The 25341-nt window shown below is 60.1% G+C and carries 18 protein-coding genes and 1 pseudogene; 4 read left to right on the top strand and 15 right to left on the bottom strand.

Translation table 11 applies throughout. The annotated features are described in order from the left end of the window. Positions 1-31: 31 nt before the first annotated feature. Positions 32-1193 (bottom strand): annotated as a pseudogene (cyoA, locus tag ACR9ZQ_RS36730) (ubiquinol oxidase subunit II). Positions 1194-1568: 375 nt separating this feature from the next. Here cyoA and ACR9ZQ_RS36725 point away from each other — a divergent pair. Then, positions 1569-2900, top strand: coding sequence for an MFS transporter (locus ACR9ZQ_RS36725; RefSeq protein WP_310382417.1), 1332 nt, complete (start codon positions 1569-1571; stop codon positions 2898-2900). A gap of 71 nt (positions 2901-2971) precedes the next feature. Here the strand turns inward: ACR9ZQ_RS36725 and ACR9ZQ_RS36720 are convergent, their stop codons facing one another. The 10 genes from ACR9ZQ_RS36720 to ACR9ZQ_RS36675 form a co-directional block, all read right to left on the bottom strand. Beyond that, positions 2972-3439, bottom strand: coding sequence for a cyclic nucleotide-binding domain-containing protein (locus tag ACR9ZQ_RS36720; RefSeq protein ID WP_025669918.1), 468 nt, complete (start codon positions 3437-3439; stop codon positions 2972-2974). Positions 3440-3535: 96 nt separating this feature from the next. Next, on the bottom strand, positions 3536-6250 hold the full coding sequence (locus ACR9ZQ_RS36715; RefSeq protein ID WP_481430256.1) for an ABC transporter transmembrane domain-containing protein: 2715 nt from the start codon (positions 6248-6250) through the stop codon (positions 3536-3538). Between the two features lie 194 nt (positions 6251-6444). Beyond that, entirely contained in the window at positions 6445-7578 is a 1134-nt protein-coding gene (locus ACR9ZQ_RS36710) for a glycosyltransferase family protein (RefSeq protein ID WP_481430255.1), read from the bottom strand. Then, positions 7575-8822 (bottom strand): glycosyltransferase, encoded by a 1248-nt coding sequence (locus ACR9ZQ_RS36705; protein WP_481430254.1) that lies wholly within the window; start codon positions 8820-8822, stop codon positions 7575-7577. The genes ACR9ZQ_RS36710 and ACR9ZQ_RS36705 overlap by 4 nt, the downstream gene beginning before the upstream one ends. A gap of 11 nt (positions 8823-8833) precedes the next feature. After that, complete coding sequence (locus ACR9ZQ_RS36700) at positions 8834-10042, bottom strand: glycosyltransferase family protein (RefSeq protein WP_310382421.1); 1209 nt, start codon at positions 10040-10042, stop codon at positions 8834-8836. Between the two features lie 95 nt (positions 10043-10137). Next, positions 10138-11313, bottom strand: a complete 1176-nt coding sequence (locus ACR9ZQ_RS36695; protein ID WP_310382422.1) for an ABC transporter permease — start codon at positions 11311-11313, stop codon at positions 10138-10140. Beyond that, positions 11313-12311 carry an ABC transporter permease gene (locus ACR9ZQ_RS36690; protein WP_025670158.1) on the bottom strand — a complete coding sequence of 333 codons (999 nt, stop codon included), beginning with the start codon at positions 12309-12311 and terminating at the stop codon, positions 11313-11315. The genes ACR9ZQ_RS36695 and ACR9ZQ_RS36690 overlap by 1 nt, the downstream gene beginning before the upstream one ends. Before the next feature lie 3 nt (positions 12312-12314). After that, positions 12315-14219: an ABC transporter substrate-binding protein gene (locus tag ACR9ZQ_RS36685; protein WP_310382423.1), complete on the bottom strand. Its 1905-nt coding sequence runs from the start codon at positions 14217-14219 to the stop codon at positions 12315-12317. Further along, on the bottom strand, positions 14219-16108 hold the full coding sequence (locus ACR9ZQ_RS36680; RefSeq protein WP_481430253.1) for an ABC transporter ATP-binding protein: 1890 nt from the start codon (positions 16106-16108) through the stop codon (positions 14219-14221). The genes ACR9ZQ_RS36685 and ACR9ZQ_RS36680 overlap by 1 nt, the downstream gene beginning before the upstream one ends. 183 nt (positions 16109-16291) lie before the next feature. Then, complete coding sequence (locus ACR9ZQ_RS36675) at positions 16292-17632, bottom strand: adenylate/guanylate cyclase domain-containing protein (RefSeq protein ID WP_310382425.1); 1341 nt, start codon at positions 17630-17632, stop codon at positions 16292-16294. A gap of 417 nt (positions 17633-18049) precedes the next feature. Between ACR9ZQ_RS36675 and ACR9ZQ_RS36670 the strand changes: the two genes are divergently transcribed. Further along, a complete protein-coding gene (locus ACR9ZQ_RS36670; protein ID WP_481430252.1) occupies positions 18050-19399 on the top strand; it encodes a nucleotide sugar dehydrogenase in 1350 nt (449 codons plus the stop codon). Here the strand turns inward: ACR9ZQ_RS36670 and ACR9ZQ_RS36665 are convergent. Next, entirely contained in the window at positions 19389-20564 is a 1176-nt protein-coding gene (locus tag ACR9ZQ_RS36665; RefSeq protein WP_481430251.1) for a DUF3095 domain-containing protein, read from the bottom strand. The two genes, ACR9ZQ_RS36670 and ACR9ZQ_RS36665, sit on opposite strands and share 11 nt — an antisense overlap. A gap of 121 nt (positions 20565-20685) precedes the next feature. On the opposite strand from ACR9ZQ_RS36665, the gene ACR9ZQ_RS36660 reads away from it, so the two are divergent. After that, positions 20686-21165 carry a class I SAM-dependent methyltransferase gene (locus ACR9ZQ_RS36660; RefSeq protein ID WP_439017635.1) on the top strand — a complete coding sequence of 160 codons (480 nt, stop codon included), beginning with the start codon at positions 20686-20688 and terminating at the stop codon, positions 21163-21165. 7 nt (positions 21166-21172) lie between these two features. Here the strand turns inward: ACR9ZQ_RS36660 and ACR9ZQ_RS36655 are convergent, their stop codons facing one another. Next, a complete protein-coding gene (locus ACR9ZQ_RS36655; RefSeq protein ID WP_481430250.1) occupies positions 21173-21628 on the bottom strand; it encodes an Rrf2 family transcriptional regulator in 456 nt (151 codons plus the stop codon). Between the two features lie 136 nt (positions 21629-21764). On the opposite strand from ACR9ZQ_RS36655, the gene ACR9ZQ_RS36650 reads away from it, so the two are divergent. Beyond that, a complete protein-coding gene (locus ACR9ZQ_RS36650) occupies positions 21765-22670 on the top strand; it encodes an NAD(P)/FAD-dependent oxidoreductase (protein ID WP_481430249.1) in 906 nt (301 codons plus the stop codon). A 12-nt stretch (positions 22671-22682) separates the two neighbouring features. On the opposite strand, the gene ACR9ZQ_RS36645 is transcribed toward ACR9ZQ_RS36650, so the two are convergent. Together ACR9ZQ_RS36645 and ACR9ZQ_RS36640 are read right to left on the bottom strand one after the other, a co-directional pair. Beyond that, a complete protein-coding gene (locus ACR9ZQ_RS36645) occupies positions 22683-23561 on the bottom strand; it encodes an FkbM family methyltransferase (protein WP_481430248.1) in 879 nt (292 codons plus the stop codon). Beyond that, positions 23561-25276 carry an adenylate/guanylate cyclase domain-containing protein gene (locus tag ACR9ZQ_RS36640; protein WP_481430247.1) on the bottom strand — a complete coding sequence of 572 codons (1716 nt, stop codon included), beginning with the start codon at positions 25274-25276 and terminating at the stop codon, positions 23561-23563. The genes ACR9ZQ_RS36645 and ACR9ZQ_RS36640 overlap by 1 nt, the downstream gene beginning before the upstream one ends. Positions 25277-25341: the final 65 nt, after the last annotated feature.

Below are 25341 nucleotides of genomic sequence, written 5' to 3'. Positions count from 1 at the left end.
TTCATTATGTCTTGCGACGCAAAGCGCCAGGTTAATTGTTATTGTTGCTGAGCCGGCGCCGGAGTGCCGCCATTGCTCATGCCGGGCATGGAATGACCCTCATGCTGCATGTCCATTCCGGGCATGTTCTGCATGCTGTTGCCATCGGTGCTTTCGGCCGGCTCGCTGCGTGCCGGTGCGCCCGTTGTAGGCACTGTCGCCGCAGGCGCGACGATCCCTTCGTCCGCATGGCGATTGTCGTAGGTCAGCTTTTCGCGGTTTTCTTCGCTTTCCTTGCCGCCGCCGCCCATCATGTCGATGTGCATCATCTCGCTCGCGCACATCTTGCCGGGCGTGGCGCACATGTTGAGGATCGCGTCGTAAAGATCGGCATCGGCGCCGGCGTAGTAGCGCACCGGCTCCTTCTCGCTCGGCTTTTCGAGCTTCAGATAGGCGTCGCGATTGAGCATCGTGCCGCGCTGCTTGACCTGCGCAACCCAGGCATCGAAGCCCTGCTGGTTCATGCCGTGGAACTTGAAGCGCATGTGCGAGAAGCCTTCACCGCTGTAATTTGCGGAGAAGCCGTCATACTCGCCTTCCTTATTGATGACGGCATGCAGTCTCGTCTGCATACCGGGCATGGCATAGACCTGGCCTGCAAGGGCGGGGATGAAGAAGGAGTTCATCACCGAGGAGGCAGTGATCTTAAAGTCGATCGGCACGTCGACGGGAGCTGCAAGCTCATTGACCGTCGCAATGCCGAGGTCGGGATAGAAGAATAGCCATTTCCAGTCGAGCGCCACCACTTCGACGGTCAGCGACTTGGTATCTGCCGGAATGGCGCGGTCCGCATCGATACGGTCGAGCGGGCGGTAGGGATCGAGCTTGTGCGTGGAAATCCAGGTGACGGCGCCAAGCGCGATAATGATGGCGAGCGGCGCCGACCAGATCACGATTTCGAGGCGTGTGGAATGATGCCATTCGGGCGCGTAGTCCGCGGCCGTATTGGAGCGCCGGTAGCGCCAGGCGAAAAACAGTGTGAGGAAGATCACCGGAATGATGATCAAGAGCATCAGCACCGTGGAGACGATGATGAGGTCACGCTGTTGGGTGGCGATATCGCCCGAAGGCGACATGACCACCATGTTGCATCCCGCCAAAAAAAACAGCGGCAAGATTAATAGAAGGCGGGAAAACTTCTGCAGTTTTGGCACGTCTCTAAGCTCTTTTTGTTTCGTTCGATTGCCGACTAAAGCACTGGCACGATGAGCGATATGAGGTCTTTGGTCGCAGTGCAACATGCATTTTGCACCGCGGGAGAAGTTAGCTTCCACGGCGCCCACAAATCCTGATAAAAGTCAGAAGGAAATTTTTCCGGCGCCGTCTCGTGTATAGCTGAAAAGCGTGGCTTTGCCCAATAAAACTCTGGAATAGGTCGGGATAGGTATCACGCGATTTTTCCATCGCATCGATTTTTGAGAATTCGGCGTCAACTATTTGCGCAACAAGGACTTGATAAGCTGAAAATATGGAACAAGATCAGCTTGAGGTGCTTTGCAAAAGCACCTTAAACGAGGGAGGCGTTTCATATGGCTACTGCCACACATCTAGGACCATCATCTTCATCGCTGGAGCGGGATGCGCGGCGCATTCATGGTGACAAGCCGGTTTCGCCCGGCAGCATCGCGATCGGCGTGGTGATCGGTCGCATGTCGGAGTTTTTTGATTTCTTCGTTTACGGCCTCGCATCCGTTCTCGTCTTTCCGCAGCTCGTCTTTCCCTTCGCGCCGGACCGGCTGACGGCCACGCTCTATTCTTTCGCGATTTTCTCGCTGGCCTTCCTCGCCCGTCCCGTGGGCTCCGTTGTCTTCATGACGATCGACCGTTTGTACGGGCGTGGCACCAAGCTCACTATTGCGCTTTTCCTGCTCGGCGGCTCGACGGCATCGATCGCCTTCCTGCCGGGCTACGATGAAATCGGCTACTGGTCGATTGCGCTATTGGCGCTCTTCCGGCTCGGGCAGGGCTTTGCCCTCGGCGGCGCGTGGGATGGCCTTGCATCGCTGCTTGCCCTCAATGCGCCACCGAATCATCGCGGCTGGTATGCAATGATCCCGCAGCTCGGCGCACCGATCGGCTTTGCGCTGGCGAGCATCCTGTTCGGCTATTTCGTCGCCAACCTCTCCCCGGAAGACTTCCTCTCATGGGGCTGGCGTTATCCGTTCTTCGTCGCCTTCGCGATCAACGTCGTCGCGCTCTTTGCCCGTCTTCGGCTTGTCATGACCAAGGATTTCGGCACGCTCTTGGAACAGCATGAGCTTGAAGCAGCACCAATCCTCGAGGTGCTGCGCGTCCACGGCCGCGATATCCTGATCGGCGCTTTCGTGCCGCTTGCAAGCTTTGCCATGTTCCACCTCGTCACCATCTTCCCGCTTGGCTGGATGAGCCTTTACGGCAACCAGCGGATCGGCGCCTTCATGGTGGTGCAGGTCATCGGCGCCGTGGTCGGCTTCGTTGCCATCATTGCCTCGGGTGTGATTGCTGACCGCATCGGCCGGCGTAAGCAACTTGCGATCTGCGCTGTGCTGATTGCGATCTTCAGCTTCATCGGCCCGTACCTGATTGGCGCCGGCAACACCGGTCATGACGCTTTCGTCATCATCGGCTTCGGCGTGCTCGGCCTTTCTTTCGGCCAGGCGACCGGCTCGATCTCGTCGCGCTTCGGCCGCGGCTACCGCTACACCGGTGCGGCCTTCACCTCCGACCTTGCCTGGCTGATCGGCGCCGGCTTCGCACCGCTGGTGGCGCTCAGTCTGTCGAGCCAGTTCGGCTTGCCCTTCGTTGGCTACTACCTGCTCTCGGGTGCAATCTGCACGCTGGCGGCTCTTGCTTTCAGCAGGGCGCTGGAGCAGCGTGAGTAGCGCATAGGCAGAACAAAAAGGCCCGCCTGGGAAACTAGGCGGGCCTTTTTGTTTGGGATCTATTTCGGGCTTTACTGCGCCATCTGCGGCTGCTTGGCAGCGCGCGCGGCGGTCAGTTCGGCAGTCGTGTGGTTGAGACGGTCGGCGAGCACGCGCATGATCTCCACGGCCATTTCCGGGAAATCGCTCAGAAGCTTGAGGAAATGTTCCTTGCTGATGCGCAGGACTTCGAGCGGCGAGGTGGCACGCACGGTCGCGGTACGCGAGACATCGCAGAGAATGGCAATTTCGCCCACGATGGAATTGACCTCAACATCGGCGACCTTGATTTCGCCGGCAGGTGAGGAAACGATGATATCGGCGGTGCCTGACAGTACGACATAGGCGGCGTCGCCAACATCGCCCTGACGGAACAGGTTCTGGCCGGCGTTGTAGGTCATACGGTCGGAGGTGAACGCCAAGAGCTTGAGTTTCGCCGGTGCGATCCTCGAGAAGATCGGCACCCGCCGCAGCATTTCGACTTCATCTCTCAACAGCATGAGCGTTGTAACCCCCTGCCGCATGGTCCTTGATCATGCGCTAAAAACCAATTCCAAGCGCCTTGCGAGCGCCGTCTCTGCCGCCCCAATAGAATATTACGATAACAGTTCCTTGAACATCCCGTTTTTCTCGGAAAGTTCCGGATAGTTGCCCGCCTCGGCAAGATCGCCGCGATCGAAGAGCAGAATCCGATCGAAGATTTCCGCAAGCTTGGCGTTGGACAATACCCAGATGATCGCCGGGCGCTTGCCTTCCTCGTGCAGGCCTTCGATGATGTTGTGGGTGATCTGGTCCTGGATGCGCTGGTCGAGCGCCGGGATCGGCCGGTTGAAGATGAAGTAGTCGGAGCGCTTGAGCAGGGCGCGGGCGAGATTGAGCTTCTGCCGCTGCACCCCCGTCAGGCGCTTGCCGCCCGACCCGACATCAAATTCGAGCCCGATCGACAATACGTCGTCATAGAGATCGAGCGTATCGAACAGTTCACCCATGATGAGGCGGATGCGGTCGGAGGCATCGGCCTGCTGATAGGCAATGCGGCCGAAGAGCACATTGTCCATCAGGCTCGCGGAGGCCGTGAAGCGGCTGACGTCATAACGCTCGATCAGCTCGGCGAGATCGTCGGGGATGTTCTGGTGGAACTGCTTGCGGGCACTGACGATCTTGTCCATCAGCACCTGGGTCAAGAGACCGAAGCGATGCCGCGGTTCGATATAGGCGAAGCTCAGGCGGATGATGCTTGCCCGGTCTTCCGGCGTCGCATCCTCGAAGCGCTTGCCCTGCAGCTTCTGCAGCAGCGCCTGGTAGGTCGGAATGTCGTCCGCCGTCATGAAGGTGAGCTGCTGGAAGAAGGGGTGATCCGGCGGCAGGTCGTGGAAGAGTTCCACCGCGTTCTCGGCGATTTCCAGGCCCATCGCATAGAGATCTGTGCTGAGCCCGGTATCGCGGAAGAGCTGCTGGAAATAGGGATGGCCGGCAAGCCGGCGGTTGTTCATCAGCGGCCGCTTCATCGTGCCGAACAGCAGGTTTTCGCCGACGGTCGCCTGCGTGTTGTAAGCATCGAAATCGAAGGGCACGACGATGGCGTCGAGGTTTTCCCTGGCAAGCCGCTCGCGCAGCGACGTCCGAAGCTTGACGATATGGCTGCCGAGGGCAGTATGAACCTCGGTATTGACGGTGGAGCGCAGCGCCAGATCCAGAATGTCCTGCGACATCATGACGGCGTCGAGCACCGGCCGGATCGCCTTCAGCAGGTCTTCAGGTCCTTTTGCGCCGGCAGCATTGTAGTCGACCCAGTCGCTGTTGAGGTCGAGTGTCGGGTTGCCGGCCTTCTGCGATTCCGCCACATGCCATTTATATTCCTGCGCAGCCTTGCCGTCATATTCAGGCTCTTTCATCGGAGCATGCTTGAGGCCGTAGACCAGATTGTCGCGGAGCGTGCCGTGGAAGAAATAGCTTTCGGCGGACGCATAGGAAATGCGCCGGCCGGTGATCGATTCCGGCAGATCCAGCAGGTCCTGCCCGTCGATGGTGATGCGGCCGGAATCCGGCCATACGAGACGGCCGAGGGCTTCGGCGAAGGCTTCTGCACCGCTGCCGTTCGGCCCGACGATCGCAACCGTCTCGTTCGGTTTGATCTCGACCGAGACGTGGTCGACGAGGCGGGCGCCGCTGTCGTCGCTGACAGAGAGGTTTGTGACGACGAAGGCACTCGTCAGCGGCGCGACCGGCGCCGTTGCAAGCTCCTGGATGCGGCTGTCGATCAGCGGCTCGACATTAAACTGCTCGTAGACCTGCGCGTATTTGACCTGCACGTCCTGGCGCATCTGGTCCCAGTCGATCAGTTCCTTCAGCGGGCCTGGCAGGTCCTTGTAGGCGGAAATGACGGCGACGAGCTGACCGATGTCGAGCCGGCCCTGCAGAGCCAGATAGCCGCCGATCGCGTAGAAGAGGAAAGGCGTGACCTGGGCGAGGAAGTTATTGATGAACTTGACCAGGAACTTCCACTGATAAAGATCGTAGCGGATCGAGAAGATGCGGCCGAGGCGGGTTGCGATATCGGCGCGCTCGAAGTTGGAGGTGTCGTTGCCGTGGATCGTGCCGATGCCGTCAACGATCTCCCCCACGCGCCCCGACAGTTCACGCGCGGTCAGCTGCCGCTGACGGCCGAGTTCCAAGAGACGCTTGCGCATGCGGGGAATGACGATCGCCTGGACGCCGACGATGCCTGCAGCGATCATGCCGAGCCAGAAATTCTGGATGATGATGAAGGCAAGCGCGGTGATCGCCTGACCGCCGAGCAGGGCGGGCGAGACGAAGGCGTCGCCCGTGAAGCCACCCATCGGCTCCACCTCGTCCTTTATCATGGTGGCGATTTCGGCCGATTTCACCCGCTTGAAATGGGCGGGCGGGAAGCGCAGCACGCGATCGATAAGCTCGAAGCGGATGCGGCGCAGCATGCGTTCGCCGAGCCTACCCTTATACGTATTGATATAGAACTTGAAGAGGCCGTTCAACACCACCAGCGCCAGGAAGACGAGGCTCAGTGCCATCAGCATCTGGAAGCGGTTGAGCTCCAGGCCCTTGAAGAATTCGACATGACCGATCAGCGGGATGTCGTAGGCGATGTGCATGAAGGTCTGTCGCGCACCCGGCCCTTCGAAGCCGTCACCCTGAATAGGTCCGTTGACGATCTGCTTCGGCAGGTCGAAGGACAGGAAGTAGGGCACCATGGAAGCTGCGACGACCAGCAGAATCCAGAGCTGCTGCAGCCGCGTGTTCTTCCAGATGTAGCGCGCGAGGCTTTTTTCCATGGCTAACCGTCAGACTGTGGGAAAAGTCCGGACAGCGATCCTGATGCTGGGAAAGGGGGAATCTCCGAGTACAGGACCATGCAGTCAGACCGCCGATATCGCAACGAAAACAAGGCGGAGCGGACTGATGTCGAAACGCCGATTCTCGCCGGAAATTTTCTTATATCACATGAATTTTAGAATAGGCGAGGGTTTCAGCCGATCATTGAACGAATGATGGCTGCACTTTTTGCAGCTCCGTCGAGATCGAGGGAAACGGCCGGACGCAGTGGGGCGGCAAGCGCCCGTTCGATCGCTGTTTTGACATCGTCGAGGGTCAGCGCCTTCTCCGACAGAATTTCGGCAAGGCCTAGTGTCTGCAGCCTTTCGGCGCGCACGGTCTGCTCCGTTTCACCGTCGGCCACGAAGGGGATGAGGATCGAGCTGCATTGGGTGCGCAGGAGATCACCCACCGTGTTGTAGCCGGCCTGCGAGATCGAGACTTTGGCGCCGCGCAGCAACGAGGGGAAATCCTTGCGGAACTGTACCAGCGTGACGTTGGCAGGTGCATCTTCCGACAATGCGGAAAAATCAGCTGCAGGAAGGTTGGGGCCGGTAATCAGCAGCCAGCGAAGATCGGCAGGCATGAGTGCGGCCGCATCGCGCGCGGCGCGGATCAGCTCCAGCCCGACGGCGCCACCACCGGCCGAAGCGATGATGTCGAATGTCTCGGATGGTTCGGGCGCCGGCGGCGGAGCAACAAGACCGGTATAGCGCAGCCTGTTGGCGATCTCAGCTGTCAGAGGGAAAGTATCTTCCAGACGCACGAAGTCAGGATCGCCATGGACGAGCACGGCGTCGAAATGGTCCTTGACCAGCTTGACGGTTTCCTCGTCGCGGCCGGGCTTGCGGTTTTCCTGCAGGATGTCGCGCACGGAACTCAAAAGCTTCGGGCGCGGGCTGGCCTTTTCGATCGCGTCGAGCAACGGCAGCAGTTCGAAGCGCATCTGTCGGCGTCCGAAGGGAAAAGCCTCAAGGATGACAACGTCAGGCTTTTCCTCGTCGAAGGCTTTGAGAAGCAGCTCGCGGCGATTGGAGAGAAATTCCTCGTCGGCCGGCTTCCCATCGGCATTAGCAAGGCCGGAAAAACCGACATTGCTTGCGACGACCGGCGGCAATTCGACCGTTTTGACACCCTCGCCCGGAAAGCCCGGCACGGGCAGGCCGCCGGTAACGACCGTTACCTCGAAACCGTCCTTCACCAATGCATTGGCGATACGGCTCGCACGCGCAATGTGGCCGATGCCGAGCAGATGCTGGACATAAAAGAAGATGCGGGGAGCCGTCATGACGCCTTCTGCCATTCTGCCTCGAACAGGCCACTCAACTGTCGGATGCTGGAGTGATAATCGAAGTGGCCGCGTACGCGCTCCTCGGCCGCGTCGCCCAGCCGCTTGCGCAGATCGGGATTGCGGATTGCCGTCTCGAGTGCTTTTGCAAGAGCTGACGGATCTTCTGGTGGCACGACCAGACCGTTCTCACCGTCGCTCAGCAGTTCCGGTACGCCTGAGACATCGGTGGAGAGACAGACGAGCCGCTGACTGGAGGCCTCGACCAGCACATTCGGCAGTCCGTCGCGGTCGCCATTGGCGGCGATGCGGCAGGCGAGCGTGAAGAGATCGGCGCGGCGATAATGGTCAAGCACATCTTCCTGCGCCAGCGCGCCTTTCCAGGTGATGCGCTCGGCAAGGCCGAGTTCAGCCGCAAGTTTCTTCAGCTTGGAAAGCTCCTCGCCGCCGCCGATATGGTCCATGCGCCAATTCAGTTCTTTCGGTAGCAGGGCAAGGGCGCGCAACAGTACGTCATAGCCCTTCTTTTCCACTGCGCGGCCGACGCTGAGGATGAAAGCGGGGTCGGCGGGATCGCTGCCATCGCGGTTCGAGCGCTCGCCGGCGAAATGGCCGAAGCGGGCAAGGTCGAGGCCGTGATAGCTCAGATGTACCGCATCTTTGCGGCCGGTCAGCGCTTTCATATGCTCGTATCCGCTGCGGGTGCAGGTCACGGCCCAGCGGGCGCTTCCAAGTTTCTGGCCGAGGTCCCAGTCGGGCGAGGTCCAGATATCCTTGGCATGGGCCGAGCAGGTCCAGGGCGTGCCTGTCAGAATGCTCGCATATTCCGTCACGGAAGCCGGCGTGTGGATGAAATGAGCATGCAGCCATTCGCCGTTATCGGGCCATTCGCGCGCCAGCACCAGGGCCTGGCCGAGCCGGCGGAAGCGGTTGCGGGAGATATCGCGCGGCAGATCGGCGAAGAAACGCTTCATCAGCGCGCCGAAGCCTGGTTTCGAAAAACCGGCGAAAAGGCCCTTCAGCACACGGATCGGCTCTTCGTGCAGATATTCCGGCAGATAGACGACGCGCGCCTTGATCTCGTCATGGACAGGATGACGCTTCTTGTCGGTCGGCCGGCGCATGGAAATCAGCGTCAGGTCGAAGCCGGCCTTTTCGAGACCGAGCAATTCCTGGGCGATGAAGGTTTCCGAAAGGCGGGGATAGCCTTTCAGCACAACGAGGATCTTGCGGCGTGGCGGCAAAGGATGGCTCTTTATTCTGCGCCGACGAGGGAAAGATGGCGTCCGCGGCTGTCCAGCCATGTGCCGACGGTGCGGGAAATATGATCCAGCCCTTCGAGGTGCATGTTGCAGCCGCTCTTCGACGGCGGCAGCCGCGAGGGCAGGCGCTTCAGCGTCTCCGCCATGACGGAGGGGTCGGCCGACTGCTCAGGCAGCAGCATGTCGATGAGACCGAGTTCGCTGGCGCGGCGGGCGCGCAGAAGCTGCTCCTCGCGCGGGGCGACGCGCGGCACGATGAGCGCCGGCTTGTCGAAGGAGAGGATCTCGCAATAGGTGTTGTAGCCACCCATGGCGACGACGGCGGTCGCGCCGTCGATCAACTCTTCCATGTGATTGTCGAATTCGATCACCTCGATATAGGGGATCTTCTCCCCTTTTTTGACCAGCTTTGCACGTTCGGCCGCCGGCATGTAGGGGCCGAGCACGACAAGCGCCTTCTGCGTCAGCGTCTCGTCGGCCTCATAGGCATTCATCACGTCGTGAACGAGATCGGAGCCGTCGCCGCCGCCGCCTGTCGTCACCAGGATATAGTCATCCTTGCGGGCATTCAGCGAGTTCTTGCCCTTGGAGACGCTACGCTGCAGGAAACCGACGAAATCCATCTTGCGGCGGACCCCCGGGGGCACGTCGAGGCCGACAAGCGGATCGTAGAAATCCGGCGGCCCATAGACCCAGATGCTGTCGTAATACTGGTCGATCTTCTGCATGACGCTGTTTCTCTTCCACTCGGCTTCAAGCAGGTGTGGTGCGTCCATGATCTCGCGCAAACCAAGCACCAGAGTGGTGCCGCGCGACTTCAGATAGGCAAGCGTTTCCTCAATCTCGCCCTTCAGGCCCATAGGCTCCTTGTCGACGATGAAGATATCGGGCTGGAAGGTTTCGGCGGTATGACGAATGCTCGATTCGCGCATCTTCAGCGTGTCCTGAAGATCGATATGGCTGGCGAGCGACGTATATTCACCGTTGCGAAGCTTGATGACGCTCGGGATCTTCACGAAATCGACTCGGGCGCGGTAGTCGAAGGCGCCGGCAATCGTCGCGCCCGAGATAATCAGGATGTTCAGGCCGCGATAATCCTCGACGAGGGCATGAGCGATCGTGCGGCAACGGCGCAAGTGGCCGAGGCCGAATGTATCGTGGCTGTACATGAGGATGCGCGCATCTTCGAGGCGTCTGGCCATGTGGGTGCCCTCTGAGGTGGACGACATACTTCTACCACCCCCGTAAATCGGAGGCCACGAGGCGGCGGACGCGAAGCACCCCGCCGAACTCGACGTTATTTGTAGGGATCTGCCGCATCGCGCAAGCCATCTCCCAGAAAATTGAACGCCAAAATCACCAGCACCACCGGAACGATGGGGAACAACAGCCATGGGTAGAAGGCGATCACGCTTACGCTCTTGGCTTCAGTCAGCAGGATGCCCCAGCTGGTGATGGGCGGCCGCAGGCCGAGGCCGAGGAAGGAAAGCGCCGTCTCACCGAGGATCATACCCGGGATGGAAATCGTGGCGGATGCGATGAGATGCGACATGAAACCGGGCACGAGATGCCGGCCGATGACACGGGGGGTGCTGGCACCCATGAGCTGGGCGGCCTGGACATAATCCTCCTCACGCAGTGCCAGAAGCTTGGAGCGCACGGCGCGGGCGAGACCTGTCCAGTCGATGATGCCGAGAATGACGGTAATGCCGAAATAGATGACGATCGGGCTCCACGTCACAGGCATGATGGCGGCAAGCGCCATCCAGAGCGGCAGCGAGGGCAGTGATTGCAGCACTTCGATCAGGCGCTGCACGATGAGATCGAAGACGCCGCCCCAATAACCGGCAAGGCCGCCGATGACGATGCCGAGCACAAAGCTGATGGAAATACCGATCAGCCCGATGGTGAGCGAGATGCGCGCGCCATAAAGGATGCGCGAAAGCACGTCACGGCCGAGACGGTCGGTGCCGAGCAGGAACATCTGCCCGCCGATTGCCGGACAAACGAGATGATAATTGGAAGCGACAAGCCCCCAGAGTTTGTAGCCATCACCACGGCAGAAGAAGCGGATCGGCTGGATGTCCTTCTGATTGTCGGTATAGAGACGGTGCAGGGTGTCGATATCGAGCGTCATCTGCCGGCCATACACGAAGGGGCCGACGAAATTGCCCTGGCTGTCGAAAAGACGGACGCGCTGAGGCGGCGAATGGATAAAGTCGACGTTGCGGGTATGCAGCCCGTAAGGCGCCAGGAACTCGACGATCAGGATCATCAGGTAGACGGCGGCAAGGAAAATGCCGGATGCAAGCGCCAGCTTGTGGCGCTTGAACTTCCACCACATGAGCTGCTTCTGCGAGGCGAGGTGGATACGCGACTGCGCTGATGTCATCGTCTCCGTTGCGATCGGATCGAACGGGGCGGTCGAAACATAATGCGGCAGCGGTGCACCGGGTGCGGGTAGGGGCGACATTATTTGGTGCTCCTGCCTTGCAGACGGATGCGGGGATCGAGGAAGCCGAGTGCGATATCGGAAATCAGCACGCCGATGACGTTCAGGAAAGCGAGGAACATCAGGAACGAGCCGGCAAGATACATGTCCTGGCTCTGCAGCGCCTTGATCAGCATCGGCCCGGTCGTCTCCAGGGACAGCACGATGGCGACGATCTCGGCGCCTGATATGATCGACGGCAGGATCGAGCCGATATCGGCAACGAAGAAGTTGAGCGCCATGCGCAGCGGATATTTGATAAGGGCGCGTATCGGATGCAGGCCCTTGGCGCGCGCCGTCGTCACATATTGCTTCTGCATCTCGTCGAGCAGATTGGCGCGAAGGCGGCGGATCATGCCGGCTGTGCCGGCCGTTCCGACAATGACGACGGGGATCCAGAGGTGAGCAAGGATCGACCTCGCCTTCTCCCAACTCATCGGCTGGTTCAGATATTGCTGGTCCATCAGATGGCCGATGGAGAGCCCGAACCAGACATTGGCGAAATACATCAGGATCAGCGCCAGCATGAAGTTCGGGATGGCGATGCCGAGCAAGCCGAGGAAGGTCAACCCGTAATCGCCCCAGCTATATTGATGGGTCGCCGAATAGATGCCGATCGGGAAGGCGATCAGCCAGGTGAGAAGGATGGTCGAGAAGGAGACGAGGATCGTCAACCACAGGCGGTCACCCACAACGTCGGAAACCGGCAGCTGATATTCGAAGGAATAGCCGAAATCGCCGTGCAGCATGCCCCCGACCCAGAAGAAGTAACGCACGATCTCCGGTTGGTCGAAGCCGTATTGATGGCGCAGTTCCTCGATTTCCTGCAGGTTTGCGGTCTCGCCCTGGGCGCGCAGTTCGGCGATCTGGCTTTCGAAGAAGTCACCCGGCGGCAGTTCGATGATGACGAAGACCAGCGCCGATATCACGAGCAGGGTTGGCACCATGGCGGCGATGCGCCAGAGGATATAGCGGATCATCGCTCAGGCCTCCTTGAACCAGAAGGTGTCCGGCATGTAGACGCCGAGGAAGGAGGTCGGATCGAAACCGTAGAGCGCGTGCTCCGGCACGTTCTGCATTTTGGCGGATCTGAGGATCGGCTGCAGCGTGCTGTTGATGAGGCCGATCGAAAAGACCTGCTGGGTATATAGGGACAGCATCTTGTGCCAGATAACCTCACGCTCTTCCGTCGTGGCACTTGCGCCCCACTGGTTCAGGAGATTCACAAGCTCGGCCGCCTCCGGCAGATCGGGCGCCTTGCCCTCCTGACCGGCCGAAAGATAGTACATACCCCAGAGCGGCCATTGAAGCTGGTCATCCAGCGTAGGGGCTAGTCCATAGGGAGACATGTCGGCGGTCGGCACGCCGTTATCCAGCCCGTACCAGATCGACATCATGATCGAGCCGCTCATGGCGCGATTGCGGAAGACGTCGCGCTGCGAGGTGCGGGTGAAGAGCGCCAGACCGATGTTGGCCCAGTGATCGTGCACGAGTTCCAGAACGTCCGTGTCGAGATTGCTCTCGCCGGCTGTCTCGACGGTGATCTCGGCGCGGCGTCCGTCAGGCAGCAGGCGGATGCCATCGCTGTCGCGCTTGTCGAGGCCGAGTTCGTCGAGCAGCTTGTTGGCGGTGTCGGGGTCGAAATTCACATAGGCGTCGGCATATTCCTGCTTGAAGAGCGGGCTTTCGGGCAGCACCGTATCGGCACTCGCCTTGCCGAGGCCGTAGAAGGCCACCATGTTGATCTCATGCCGGTTGATCGCTAGCGATAGGGCTCGGCGGAAGCGCACGTCGCGAAAGAGCGTGCGCCAGGCTTCGTCGGCGACATTGAGGTTCGGCAACAGTGTGATGCGCGAGCCGCGCGCCATCTTCCACAGATTGACCTTCACCGGGAAGCGCTTTTCCGCCTCTTTCAGGAAGGTGTAGTCGTTGAAGTCGATGCCGGTCGCCTGCAGGTCGGATTCGCCCGCACCCGCCTTGGCAGCGATGATCGAGGAGGAGGATACGTTGAGGATGAAGCGGTCGAGATAGGGCAGTTGCATGCCGTTCTCGTCGACGCGGTGGAAGAACGGATTGCGCTCGAAGACGAACTGATCGGCCGGCGGAGCCGTGCGGTTCTGCCAGGGATCGAGCGTTGGCAGATCGGGATTATTGGGCCGGGAAGCAAGGGCCATCTTGATGTGCAGATCCGCCCACTTCTTGGCGCGGTTCTTTTTCATCAGCTCTTCGAGCTTGGCCTTGTCCTGAAAGCCTTTGTGGAACTGTTTCAGGTAATGGCCTGGGCCATAGATAACGAGCGGCAGAGGTCCGGCAAGCGCCGACAGAAAAACCGGGTTGGGCTTGTCCCAGCTATAGCGCACAGTCAGCTCGTCGAGCACTTCGAAGCGCGGCAGGGAGCCGTGCGGACGCAGCTCCAGAGCGCCGCCGCCGGGCGTCAGTTCCTTGTTGAGGATGACTTCTTCCCACCAGTAGCGGAAGGCTTCCGCCGTGAAGGGATGACCGTCCGACCATCTGTGCCCCTCGCGCAGACGGAAGGTGAAGATCGTGTCATTCTCCGAGGTGAAGTCGCGCAGGATATCGGGCTGGAACTGCAGCTTCGTGTCATAGCCGACCAGCCGGGAATAGCCGTAGACCGTCATGTAGCGGATATCGCGCACACCGCCGATGATGGTGCGCACATTGCCGCCATAGGTGCCGGGCACGCGGCCCATCTCCTTGAGATTGACGATACGCGGCTCAGTCGGAATGCGCTCAGCCATTGGCGGCAGACTGCCGTCAGCGACCCTGGCCCTCAAAAATTCTGGCTCGGCGACCTGCTGGGCCCGAAGCACCGAAGGCGCGATGACCGAACCGATCAGGCCACCGAGAAAGATGCGGCGAGTCACCATCAGACCAGTTCCTTCGCATCGGCGCCCTTGCGGGCGCGCACCAGATGGCCACCGCCGAGATCGGCATAAGCGAGTTCGGAGGCGTCATCATGGTCCGCCCGGAAGACGGGCCCCCAATTCTGCTTATCGGCAGCGCCGTTTTCCTGCAGTGCCTTGAAGTCGAGCGGCCGGTCGAGATCCGGGAAGGGAACGGCGGCAAGCAATGACTTCGTATAGGGGTGAACCGGATTGCGCAGAATGATCTCACGCGGGGCGATCTCGACGATACGGCCCTTGCACATGACGGCGATGCGGTCCGCCATGTAGTCGACGACTGCGAGATTGTGCGAGATGAACAGATAGGTCAGCCCCAGTTCTTTCTGCAGATCCTTCAAAAGGTTGAGGATCTGCGCCTGCACAGACACGTCGAGGGCCGAGACCGGTTCGTCTAGGATGAGAAGCTTGGGGCCAAGGGCGAGCGCGCGGGCAATGCCGATGCGCTGGCGCTGGCCGCCGGAGAAGCTGTGTGGATAGCGGTTGAGGTAGCGCCGGTCGAGGCCGATCGCGCCCATCAGCGCCTCGACCTTGGCCCTGCGCTCGGCGCTATTGCCACGATCGTGGATTTCGAGCGGCTCGCTGAGGATATTGCGCACCGTCATGCGCGGCGAAAGCGAAGAAACCGGGTCCTGAAACACCATCTGGATCTTGGTGCGCAGGTCCTGCAGTTCCGAACCCTTGACGGAGAGGACGTCGATGACATCCTTGCCGTCGTTGAAGACGACCGCGCCGCTGTCAGGCGTGATCGCGCGCATGAGGATCTTGCTGACGGTCGTTTTGCCGCAGCCGGATTCGCCGACGAGCCCCAGACATTCGCCACGGCGGATATCGAAGCTGACGTCGTCGACAGCGTGCACGACCGTGGCTTCCTGGCCGCCGAAGAAGCTACGCTTGCGTGTCTTGTAGGTCTTCGAAAGATTGGCGACGGAAAGGAGCACGCCGGGCGCTTCCTTTTCGACCGGCTTCTTCTTGCCGATCATCGATTCCAGGTTGACCGGAACCTCCCGCAGAGCTTTCAATCGCTCGCCCGGCTTCATGTCGAAATGCGGAATCGCAGCCATCAGGGCCTTGAGATAGGGATGTTGCGGATTGCGGAAGATTGCCTCGACCGGGCCGGCTTCCATGATCTCGCCGTGATAGATCACCACCACTTCATCGGCCATATTGGCGACGACCCCGAGATCGTGGGTGATGAGCAGCATGGCCATTCCAAGCTTGGCCTGCAGGTCGCGCAGCAGTTCGAGAATCTGGGCCTGGATCGTCACGTCGAGCGCGGTGGTCGGCTCGTCGGCAATCAGGAGCGCCGGCTTGCAGATCAGCGCCATGGCGATCATGGCGCGCTGGCGCATGCCGCCCGAAAGCTCGAACGGATACATGTCGTAGGTGCGTTTCGGATTGGAAAAGCCGACGAGGCCGAGCATTTCCTCGGTGCGCTCGCGCGCTTCCTTCTTGTCGGCATTCGTGTGGATCAGCAAAACCTCGCCGATCTGATTACCGACCGTGTGGAGCGGTGAGAGCGACGTCATCGGCTCCTGGAAGATGGTCGCCATACGGCGGCCGCGCAGGTCGCGCATTTCGGCGCTATCACGTGACAGGGAGAGAATATCGGTCGCCTTGCCATCCAGCGGGTCGGTAAACAGGATGCGGCCGCTCGCATGGGCCGGTGCCGGCAGGATGCCCATGATCGATTGGCTGATAACAGATTTGCCGGAGCCGCTTTCGCCAACGAGGGCTGTCACTTTCCCCGGCAGGATGCGGAGATTGGCTTCCTTTACGACGCGCAGTCGGTCGCCGAAAACGGAGAAGGCGACGTCCAGATTCTCAATACGCAACAGATCGGCTGCAGACGCCATACCAACGAAATTCCCCAGTCTTTTGTGTTCCCGTTAAGGCACACTATCGTACCGTAAACGGGGTGTCTAGTTGATGACAGGCATGGGGAAAAACGGCGCATGGCGCCTATTTTACAAGGCGCTTGATGCGAGGGTTCTCATGTACGGTGCAGCGGGTAAAGCGGCTGCAATGTTCGCGCGTGATTACTGAATGAATTTTTCGATCGGCGTACGTTTTACCTGTTTCTTGTCGCGGTGAAGCATGATGACCTGTTCGGCTTCCGAAAGGCCGTTCTGAACGGATTCGCGGAAGCCTTCGTCGACATGGAGGCCGGATGCCGGCGCCCGCGGCTGCAGCACCGTCACCTTCTGGCGGATGCCGCGCAGCTTTTCCTCGCCAAGCGTGATCCATTCGCCGCCGCAATAGCCGGCAAAGGCCTGGCTCGCGACGACCTCGCGGCTGTATTTCTTGGTCAGCACCTGCAGGCGCTGCACCTCGTTCACTGCAGAGCCGAAGGCGGAGAAGGTAAGGCGATCCTTCAGACCGACATTACCGAACATGACGTTGCCGACATGCAGGCCGATGCCGTAGCCGATCTTCGGAAGCCCCTTCGCCTCGCGATCCTTGTTCAGTTCGGCAACCCGCGACTGCGCATGATGCACTGCGGAAAGCGCTGCCTCGCAGGCGATCTTGGACGGGTCCTTGTGGCGACCGCAGGGATAGACGGCCAGGAAGCCGTCGCCGAGGAAGCTCAGGATTTCGCCGCCGTTGCGGTTGAAGGGCGCGGCGATCGCGTCGAAGAACTGGTTGAGCGTATCGATGTAGGCCTGCCTGCCTTCCTTTTCGGCATACATGGTCGATTCGCGCATATCCGCCATGACGAGAGCAGCGCGGATCGTCTCACCGTCGCCACGGCGAACCTGGCCGTTCAACACGCGTTTGCCAGCATCGCCGCCGAGATAGGTGGTCAGCATATTGTTGGCGAGCTTGGCAAGCACCGCCATCTTGGCGGCAACCGCCAGATGGTTCTGCATGCGCAGCAGCGCGTCGATCATATCGTCGGAAAAACCGACCGGGCTATCGGTCGACCAGGAGCCCATCATGCCCTGCACCGAACCGTCGCCGAAGGGTTGCACGAAGGCGAGGTAATCGGTGACCTTTTCCTGCCGGAGATCCTCAAAGATCGGAAATTCGCTCGGGCCGTCAGGCATGATGCGGCGGCGGATATGCTGCAGATTGTTGTCGAGAAGATGGAAATAAGGGCTCTGCAGGAAACGGTCCGGCTTCTGGCCGGCCGGCATGCGGAAGCCCTCGATGGTCACGCCGCTGGAGCGCTTCCAGGTGAAGCTCAACGCGTCGTAAAGCGGATGCAGCATCGAGAAGGTCAGGTGCACGCGCGCGAGTGGCAGGCCGGCGGCCGCAAGCCGCTCGCAGAAACCGCGCACGATGTTTTCAAGGTCGTCACCGGCCAGCGAAGAATTCGTCAGCCATTCAGCAACACGGTCCAACAAAATGGAGGATACGCTGGATTCGATCGTGCTCATTCTTGGTATTATCCTCATGGCGCACGTCCATCCCGAAAGGCAAAACAACCCAGACCTGCCCATTCACGATGAGCAGATCACAAAGAAATCAGGATGTACGAGCGGTATTATCGTGTCAACGATTGCCGATGACCGGCTATGACACCCGCCGGCTTCCGACCTCCTGGAAACGGGCGAGCAATCTTTGCAAAGTGGTTCATTATCATTTGCCAAAATAGGCACGCTGAAAGTGCGAAACAATGGGATTCTGATTTTTTTTGTGCGTCCCGGTTGCTGGGATGGCGACCGCCGAGTCATTTCGGCCAAACCTGCTGAAGAATCCAAGGCGCGGCACGGCCAGACACTGCGAACGGGCTGGGTTTAATTTGCCGCGATCATGCATTAGATCAGCGTTCGGATTCACTTTTTGCAAAAGGCATGGCCTTGGACGCACGCTCTTCCACCTTCGAGACGCTTTCAAAGAAGATTGAGGCCCGCACTGCGCGCGCCGCCATCATCGGTCTTGGTTATGTCGGCCTGCCGCTGGCGATAGCTGTGGCGCGCAGCGGCTTTGCCGTGACCGGCTTCGATATCGATCCGAAGAAGATCGTCGCGCTGGACGCCCGCCGCTCCTATATCGATGCGGTGACGAACGAGGCGCTGACGGCCGAGATCGATGCGGGGCGGTTCTCCTCGACGACCGATTTCGCCAGCCTTTCGGATTGCGACGTGATCGTCATCTGTGTGCCGACGCCGCTCACCAAACATCGCGATCCCGATCTTTCCTTCGTGGAGGCGACGTCGCGGGCGATCGCCGCCCATCTGCGGCCGGGCCAGCTCATCGTACTGGAATCGACAACCTATCCCGGCACAACCGATGACATCGTGAAGGTCATTCTCGAAGGGACCGGGCTGAAATCCGGCTCAGACTTCTTCGTCGGTTTCTCGCCGGAACGCGAAGACCCCGGCAATCAGCATTACCACACCGCGACGATCCCGAAGGTCGTTGCAGGCGACGGCACGCAGGCCCTGTCCCTGATGAAATCTTTCTACGGTGCTGTCGTCTCGACCGTCGTCCCGGTCTCCTCCAATGCAACGGCGGAAGCGGTCAAGCTCACAGAGAACATCTTCCGCTCGGTCAATATCGCACTCGTCAACGAGCTGAAGACCGTCTATGCGGCAATGGGCATCGATGTCTGGGAAGTCATCGACGCTGCCAAGACCAAGCCGTTCGGCTATATGCCTTTCTATCCCGGCCCTGGTCTCGGTGGTCACTGCATTCCGATTGATCCTTTCTACCTCACCTGGAAGTCGCGTGAATACGAGCTGCCGACACGCTTCATCGAGCTTGCCGGCGAAATCAATTCGGCGATGCCGCGCTATGTCGTCGGCAAGCTCGCCGAGGCGCTGGATATTCGTGCCGGAAAGGCGCTCAGCCGCTCACGCGTCCTCGTGCTTGGCCTCGCCTACAAGAAAAACGTTGCCGATATCAGGGAAAGTCCGTCGCTGCGCCTGATTGAAATCATCGAGGAGCGCGGCGGCAAGGCAGATTATCATGACCCGTTCGTCGCGGAGATTCCGCCGACCCGCGAATATCAGGCGCTGAAGGGCCGGAAATCTATCGACCTGACGCCGGAAGCCATTACGGGATACGACGCGGTTCTCATCGCGACCGATCACGACATGATCGACTATGCGGCTCTTTCGAAGAGCGCCAAACTGATCGTCGATACCCGAAACGTCTTCAGCCGGCTCGGCCTTGCAGCCGATCACATCATCAAGGCGTAACGAGCACGCCGGAAAGCTGCTTACCGGTGATCTGGCTGGCGGCGACGGCGTAACCGCCGGCAGCGCCATCAATGAAGTGCATGTGGTCGCGCGACAGCGGCGTCGGTACGAAGCAGGTCATCAGTGCCGATGACTGGCGGTGCAGGCCGTAACGCGCCACGCCCTTTTCCTGCGCCTGCTTCAACAGCATCTCGATGCGGGCGAGGTGGGCCGCGTCGACGTCGATGGTCATCTTCAGTCCGTCGTCGAATTTGCGGAAATCCGAATTGCCCGAGACGTCCTTCTTGTAGCGGCGCGCGTTGAAATGGGCGAAGGTGATGCCGAATTTGTGCAGGAAAACGGTCAGGCCGATCTGCAGGAGAATGAAGAACTTTTGCCGCAAGCGTTTGCCCTCCGGCGCCGTGGCATTCACCTCGCGATTGATGCCCTTCATCGAGAAGGCAAGCTCTGGCCCGTCTTCCGGCACGGGATGCCCGCTGCGGTTCTGTTCGGCTGTGATGGAAACAATGCCGGCAACGAGAGCCTGAAATTCCGGCCCGGGACCGTCTTCGCCGGGCACGGCGATGATCGAGACGATCTCGCCGTTGCGGGCCTCGATCGGGCTCCAGCGACAGGAGAGGCCGCTCAGATCCGGCCGTGTGCCGGGCGCGGCTTTTTCGACGCCGTACCGGCCCATCTTCATGTTCTTCTCGGCCCAGATCGTGCCACCGCCGGAAAACATCGCATAGGTGACGTAAGGACTTGCCGAATAGCGGGCGACGCGCACATCGAGACCTTCCATGCGGATATCGCCGATCGGCACGATGGCGATACGAAGATCGAGGTCAAGATCCTCCTTCACCCAGACCTGCGTTGCGGCAAGCGCCTCGCGCGCTTCCTTCTCAAGCGAAGCGGGCAAGGCAATCAGCGCGCCGTCGCCGGCAAAGACAAAGGGATAGTCACCCTTGCCGACAGCATTCAGCACCGCGGAGATCACGCTGGCGCCGGCCATGTTGACGTCCTTGTAGCGGCCGCCGGAAATCGCCTTCGTCGAGCCGACAATATCGGCCATCGCCAGCACCCACCCTTCGGGCAGCGGCTGATAATTGCTCTCATCGGTAACGCCTTCGAAGTCGCTGAAGACCGGTACGTTGGCGAAGAATGCGTCGTTGGACATCTCGTTCATGGAGCAGAGTTTATCACAGACCCGTGTTGCCGCTGCAACGGCAATTTGCGTTTCCGGCAATCGACTTACACAGCATCGATATGGTAGCACCACTGACATATTTTATGACGGACAGGACAAGATGAGCCGCCTCGACAGCTTCATTCGCCGATTGACGGCTCAACGCGATATTCTCAATGCCATCATCGATCTGGTGGAAGAGGTGGAGGGGCCGGTGCTCGAATTCGGCCTTGGCAATGGCCGCACCTACGACCATCTGCGCGAGCATTTTCCCGACCGCCGCATTATCGCCTTCGATTGGGAAATACGCTCCTATTCCGCCTCCACGCCGCCAGCCGAAAATATGGTGACGGGCAATATCCGCGATACCGGCCAGGCGTTCCTCGGGATCAATGCCGCGCTCGCCCATGCCGATATCGGCACCGGCCATGATGAGATCGACGCCGTGACGTTGACTTGGCTGCCGCAATTGATGGCTGGCGTGCTTACCCACCACGGCATCGCCGTCAGCGGCCTGCCGCTGGAACATCCCGAGCTTTTGCCCCTGCCTCTGCCCGGCGGCATCAAGGAAGGGCGCTATTTTCTCTACCGCCGGAAATAGTCCGGGCTTATGAGGCGCAGAAATAGGACGTAGCCGAGAGCGCGGCAAATTTTGCCTCGAAGTCGGCCGCGATTTCATCCAGCGTCACGCTGCCCAATCGCCGCAGGAGCAGGGCCTGTGCCTCCTTCATCGCATCCTCGAGAGCCGCATTCACGGCCTGTTCCACAAGGCATTTCGGCTGATCGTCGGCTGGGCCGATGGCGAAAAGATGCGGTTCGCCAATGGCGCTGTAGACATCGAGCAGGGTGATTTCCGACAACGGACGCACCAGCGTCCAGCCCCCGCCATGCCCCTTTTCGGAACGGACATAGCCCTGTTCGCGAAGGCCGGCCATGGTGCGGCGGACGACGACGGGATTGGTGTTCAGCATCTTTGCAATCATTTCGGAGGTAGCCGAATGCTCGTGCCTATCCATGTGGATCAGCACGTGCAGCATGCGTGAAAGGCGGCTGTCATTGCGCATGAGATTCTATTCCCGTCGATCGAATGGGCCATTATCACAAGCAGATCGTAACAAGACAAGTAACATGATACTTGACCGCACCGTTTCATGTAACTTATGTTGCTTCATGATCGGGGCGGCGTCAAAGGAGAGTTTCATGTCATTCGAGGTCATCGTCATCGGCGGTAATTTCGCCGGCCTGTCTGCGGCCATGCAGCTTGTCCGGGCGCGCCGCCGCGTTCTGCTGATCGATGCGGGCGCGCCGCGCAATCGGTTTTCGCAGGCGTCACATGGTTTCCTGGGCCAGGACGGCCAGACGCCGGCAGCGATTATGCGGGAGGGAAAGAGGCAGCTTTCGCTTTATCCGACCATCACCATTCGTGACGGGGAAGTTGTTCAGGCACGTGCCGATGGCGACGAATTCGTTATCGGCATCAAGGGCGGTGGCGAAGAAAGAGCAGCGCGCATCGTCCTGGCAACCGGCATAAGCGACACGCTGCCTGATATCCCCGGCCTGCGGGATCGATGGGGCCGCTCCGCACTGCACTGCCCCTATTGCCACGGTTATGAGGTGAGCGGCGGTAAGCTCGGCGTTCTCGCAAACCATCCGCATTCGGCACATGCGGCCATGCTGATTCCCGACTGGGGAGAGACAACCTATTTCACCCAAGCGCTGTTCGAGCCCGATGAAGAGCAACTCGCAGGGCTGACTGCTCGCGGTGTACGGATCGAGCGCAGCCCTGTCGTGGAATTATTGGGGGACACTCCCAGGCTTGAGGCCGTTCGCCTCGCCGATGGCCGGGTCCTGCGGCTGGATGCCGTGTTCGTCGCTCCGAAAACGGCAATGGCGAGCCCGGTTGCCGAACAACTCGGTTGTGTCTTCGACGACGGTCCGTTCGGTCCGCTCATCCGGACCGGCGATAACAAGGAAACAACCGTCAAGGGTGTCTTTGCCGCCGGCGATGCGGCAAGCGCCATGCATAACGCCACGCTCGCTTCCGCTTCAGGCGTGCTCGCCGGTGTGCATTGCCATCAATCGCTGGCGATGCAGTCCACCCGATAGTTCTTCTTCGGTCTAAGGCAGGAACAGCACGTCATATTGATCGAATTCGCCCGGCAGATCACGGACTTTCATCTCCTTCTCGCCGTCCTCGAAAACCACGAGGCAATCCTCGTAGAAGCCGGCGAGCATGCGTATGAAGGCTTTCGTGCCCTCCTGGCCGTAAAAGAGCGGTGTGAATTCCATATAGAGAGGCGTGCGGCGGGCAAGCAGCGGCAGCATTGAGCGGCAGGCAACCGGCTCGTAACCCTCGATATCCATCCAGACGAGGCCAATGGCAGTCTGGTCGATGTTGAGTCCGTCGAGGATGCCGGTCACGGGTAGCACCGGAACGCTGATCTTCTGGTCACTGGGGCTCTGGCGGATGGCGCTGCTCTTGCCGTGATTGGCGCTGTTCAAAAAGAAGTCGATCTCGCCTTCACCTTCGCCGGCGGCGCAGTTGACGAGGCGCACCGTGTCGATAAGACCGTTCTGGCGGATATTTTGTTCCAGAAGGCGGAAATTGCGCGGATCTGGCTCGACGCTGACGATCCCGGCAAATGCGCGGGCGAGCGCAAAATAGACTGTCTGTGTGCCGATATTGCCGCCGATCTCCAGCAGCATGCTGTCCTTCTTCAGCAGGCCGCGCTCGCGCAGGATCACGAGCAGCCGGTCGACTGCCTCGCGTTCGAAATGGCCCTTCCGGAAGACCTTGCGGCCGATATAGTCGGCGGGTGAAAAACTCATCAGGTGATCGCCGGCATCGACCGTCATGGAGGTGACGCGCGGCCCGATATTCTCGATCAGCAGCCGGCGGCCGGTGCGGGTGTCAAAGAAACGTGTGGCCAGCGCATTGCGCGCCTTACGCAAACGGCGCTTCCAATATTTGCCAGTAAGCCATGCTTGGCCGGACATTATTGTCTTTCCTTGAGCGGTTCGGCGGCTTTCTCTCTCGGAATGACATAGACTTTCAAGGGGAGCGCCCGGCCACGCACATTGATTTCGCAGCTTTCGACCGTTTCCAGATCAATGCCGGCGCCTATCGCGACCGGCTCGGATATGACGATCGCAGCATTAAGCTCCTTGGCGGCCGTCTCCAGGCGGCTTGCGACGTTGACGGTATCGCCGACGGCCGTCAGGCTGCGCACGCGCCCATAGCCCATCGTGCCGACGACTGCCGGGCCAGTGTGTATGCCGATAACGATCTGCAGCGGCAATGGCAGTTCGTCGGAAAGTTCGGCGGCGAGCTTCTCCACCTCGGCAACAATCGCGGATGCGGCTGCCACAGCCTGCCGGCAGGCTTCCTCAGGTGTGGTGTTGAGGCCGAATAGTGCCATGGCGCCGTCGCCGATGAATTTGTCGAGCCGTCCGCCGGCCTGTTCCACCGCCTTGCCGACGATCCCGAAATAGCGGTTGAGCAGGAAGACGACGTCGAAGGGCAGGCGGGTCTCAGTCAGCGTCGTGAAATGGCGCATGTCACAGAAGAGTACGGCGATCTCGCGCTCGCGGCCAGGGCTAGTTTCCTGGCTGTTGGCGGGAAGGGTAGCCTCCGTCTGCGGCACGAGCAGCGGCGCGACAGTCAAGTCCTTATCCGGGCGGAGCTGACAGGCGAGGCGTACATCAGCTGCCGCATTGATGCGCTTCAGCGTCGTCTGCTCCAGCTTGTCGGGCGGCGGCAGGGTCCAATAATCGCCGAGGATCTGCACGCGGCAGGTGGAGCACTGCCCCTTGCCACCGCAGACCGAATAGTGCGGCAGGCCGCCGAGCCTGCTTGCCTCCAGCACTGTGAAGCCGCGTGGCACGCGCACGGTCTCGCCGCCGGGATAGTGAACCGCGACTTGGTTCGTCCGCTCTTTCAGCCTGCGGCGCGCCCGTGCCAGAATGACGAGGGCAAGCGCTGCGGAGAAGCTGCCATAGAGCCCAGCGCGGATCGTCGCGATTTTCTCGCGCGCCTCAGGATTGTTGTAATAGCGGGTATTGACCGTTTCTTCGTAGTGGCCGGATTCTGACTCGATGTAGGAGGGATCGGATAGCGTGCGGCCCATCTCGACGAAACCGAGCAGCGCCAGCACCGGCAGGAGGATGGCGATTGCCAGAAGCAGCGATGAGGAATTGTCGTACCAGGGCCGATAGCGAAGCCAGAAATGTATGCCGATACAGCCATGGATCCAGACGGCGAGCAGTGCGAAAGTCTGGCGTACGCCGTTCTGCGGTGAGTTGATCCAGAGCGTGCGAACGATCGTCTCGTAATTATCGGTATAGCTGTAGAGTGCATGGACGATGCGTGTGCCGATGACATGGTCGATGAGCAGCAGCGGGATCAGAAGGCCGAGAACGATCTGTGCCATCTCGTTCTTCGGCATGACGAGGCTACGGCGCATATAGAGCCCGCGCAGCACCAGCGTCATATGGACGAGGACCGAGCCGTAGAAGAGCAGGGTGCCCAGCGGATTACGCCAGATCGCCAGAAACAGCCGGCGCGCATCATCGGCCGCCGTCAGCGAAACGAGCCCCAATGCATGGTTTGACATATGCAGGATGATGAAGACGAACATCACAAGGCCGGAACCGAGCCTGGCCTTCCTGATCGTGCGCTCCGAAAAAATCCCTGTGGCCCAGACTGTCGTCATCAATTCCTGTTCTTGAAGCTCAAATCGCAAATGCACTAGAGAAGACGAAAAAGGGCGGAATTATC

Source organism: Rhizobium sp. KNZ14-9A, assembly GCF_056755015.1.
Note: the sequence above shows the minus strand (reverse complement) of the source record. Positions and strands in the feature narration are given on the sequence as shown.

What these genes read in the sequence shown, in the direction of transcription:
- ACR9ZQ_RS36690 (WP_025670158.1), bottom strand. Translation starts at nt 12,311, where the DNA reads ATGATCCGCTATATCCTCTGGCGCATCGCCGCCATGGTGCCAACCCTG.
- ACR9ZQ_RS36670 (WP_481430252.1), top strand. Translation starts at nt 18,050, where the DNA reads ATGGCCTTGGACGCACGCTCTTCCACCTTCGAGACGCTTTCAAAGAAG.
- ACR9ZQ_RS36700 (WP_310382421.1), bottom strand. Translation starts at nt 10,042, where the DNA reads ATGGCCAGACGCCTCGAAGATGCGCGCATCCTCATGTACAGCCACGAT.
- ACR9ZQ_RS36660 (WP_439017635.1), top strand. Translation starts at nt 20,686, where the DNA reads ATGAGCCGCCTCGACAGCTTCATTCGCCGATTGACGGCTCAACGCGAT.
- ACR9ZQ_RS36650 (WP_481430249.1), top strand. Translation starts at nt 21,765, where the DNA reads ATGTCATTCGAGGTCATCGTCATCGGCGGTAATTTCGCCGGCCTGTCT.
- ACR9ZQ_RS36680 (WP_481430253.1), bottom strand. Translation starts at nt 16,108, where the DNA reads ATGGCGTCTGCAGCCGATCTGTTGCGTATTGAGAATCTGGACGTCGCC.
- ACR9ZQ_RS36710 (WP_481430255.1), bottom strand. Translation starts at nt 7,578, where the DNA reads ATGACGGCTCCCCGCATCTTCTTTTATGTCCAGCATCTGCTCGGCATC.
- ACR9ZQ_RS36655 (WP_481430250.1), bottom strand. Translation starts at nt 21,628, where the DNA reads ATGCGCAATGACAGCCGCCTTTCACGCATGCTGCACGTGCTGATCCAC.
- ACR9ZQ_RS36725 (WP_310382417.1), top strand. Translation starts at nt 1,569, where the DNA reads ATGGCTACTGCCACACATCTAGGACCATCATCTTCATCGCTGGAGCGG.
- ACR9ZQ_RS36685 (WP_310382423.1), bottom strand. Translation starts at nt 14,219, where the DNA reads ATGGTGACTCGCCGCATCTTTCTCGGTGGCCTGATCGGTTCGGTCATC.
- ACR9ZQ_RS36695 (WP_310382422.1), bottom strand. Translation starts at nt 11,313, where the DNA reads ATGTCGCCCCTACCCGCACCCGGTGCACCGCTGCCGCATTATGTTTCG.
- ACR9ZQ_RS36675 (WP_310382425.1), bottom strand. Translation starts at nt 17,632, where the DNA reads ATGAGCACGATCGAATCCAGCGTATCCTCCATTTTGTTGGACCGTGTT.
- ACR9ZQ_RS36720 (WP_025669918.1), bottom strand. Translation starts at nt 3,439, where the DNA reads ATGCTGTTGAGAGATGAAGTCGAAATGCTGCGGCGGGTGCCGATCTTC.
- ACR9ZQ_RS36665 (WP_481430251.1), bottom strand. Translation starts at nt 20,564, where the DNA reads ATGAACGAGATGTCCAACGACGCATTCTTCGCCAACGTACCGGTCTTC.
- ACR9ZQ_RS36640 (WP_481430247.1), bottom strand. Translation starts at nt 25,276, where the DNA reads ATGACGACAGTCTGGGCCACAGGGATTTTTTCGGAGCGCACGATCAGG.
- ACR9ZQ_RS36715 (WP_481430256.1), bottom strand. Translation starts at nt 6,250, where the DNA reads ATGGAAAAAAGCCTCGCGCGCTACATCTGGAAGAACACGCGGCTGCAG.
- ACR9ZQ_RS36645 (WP_481430248.1), bottom strand. Translation starts at nt 23,561, where the DNA reads ATGTCCGGCCAAGCATGGCTTACTGGCAAATATTGGAAGCGCCGTTTG.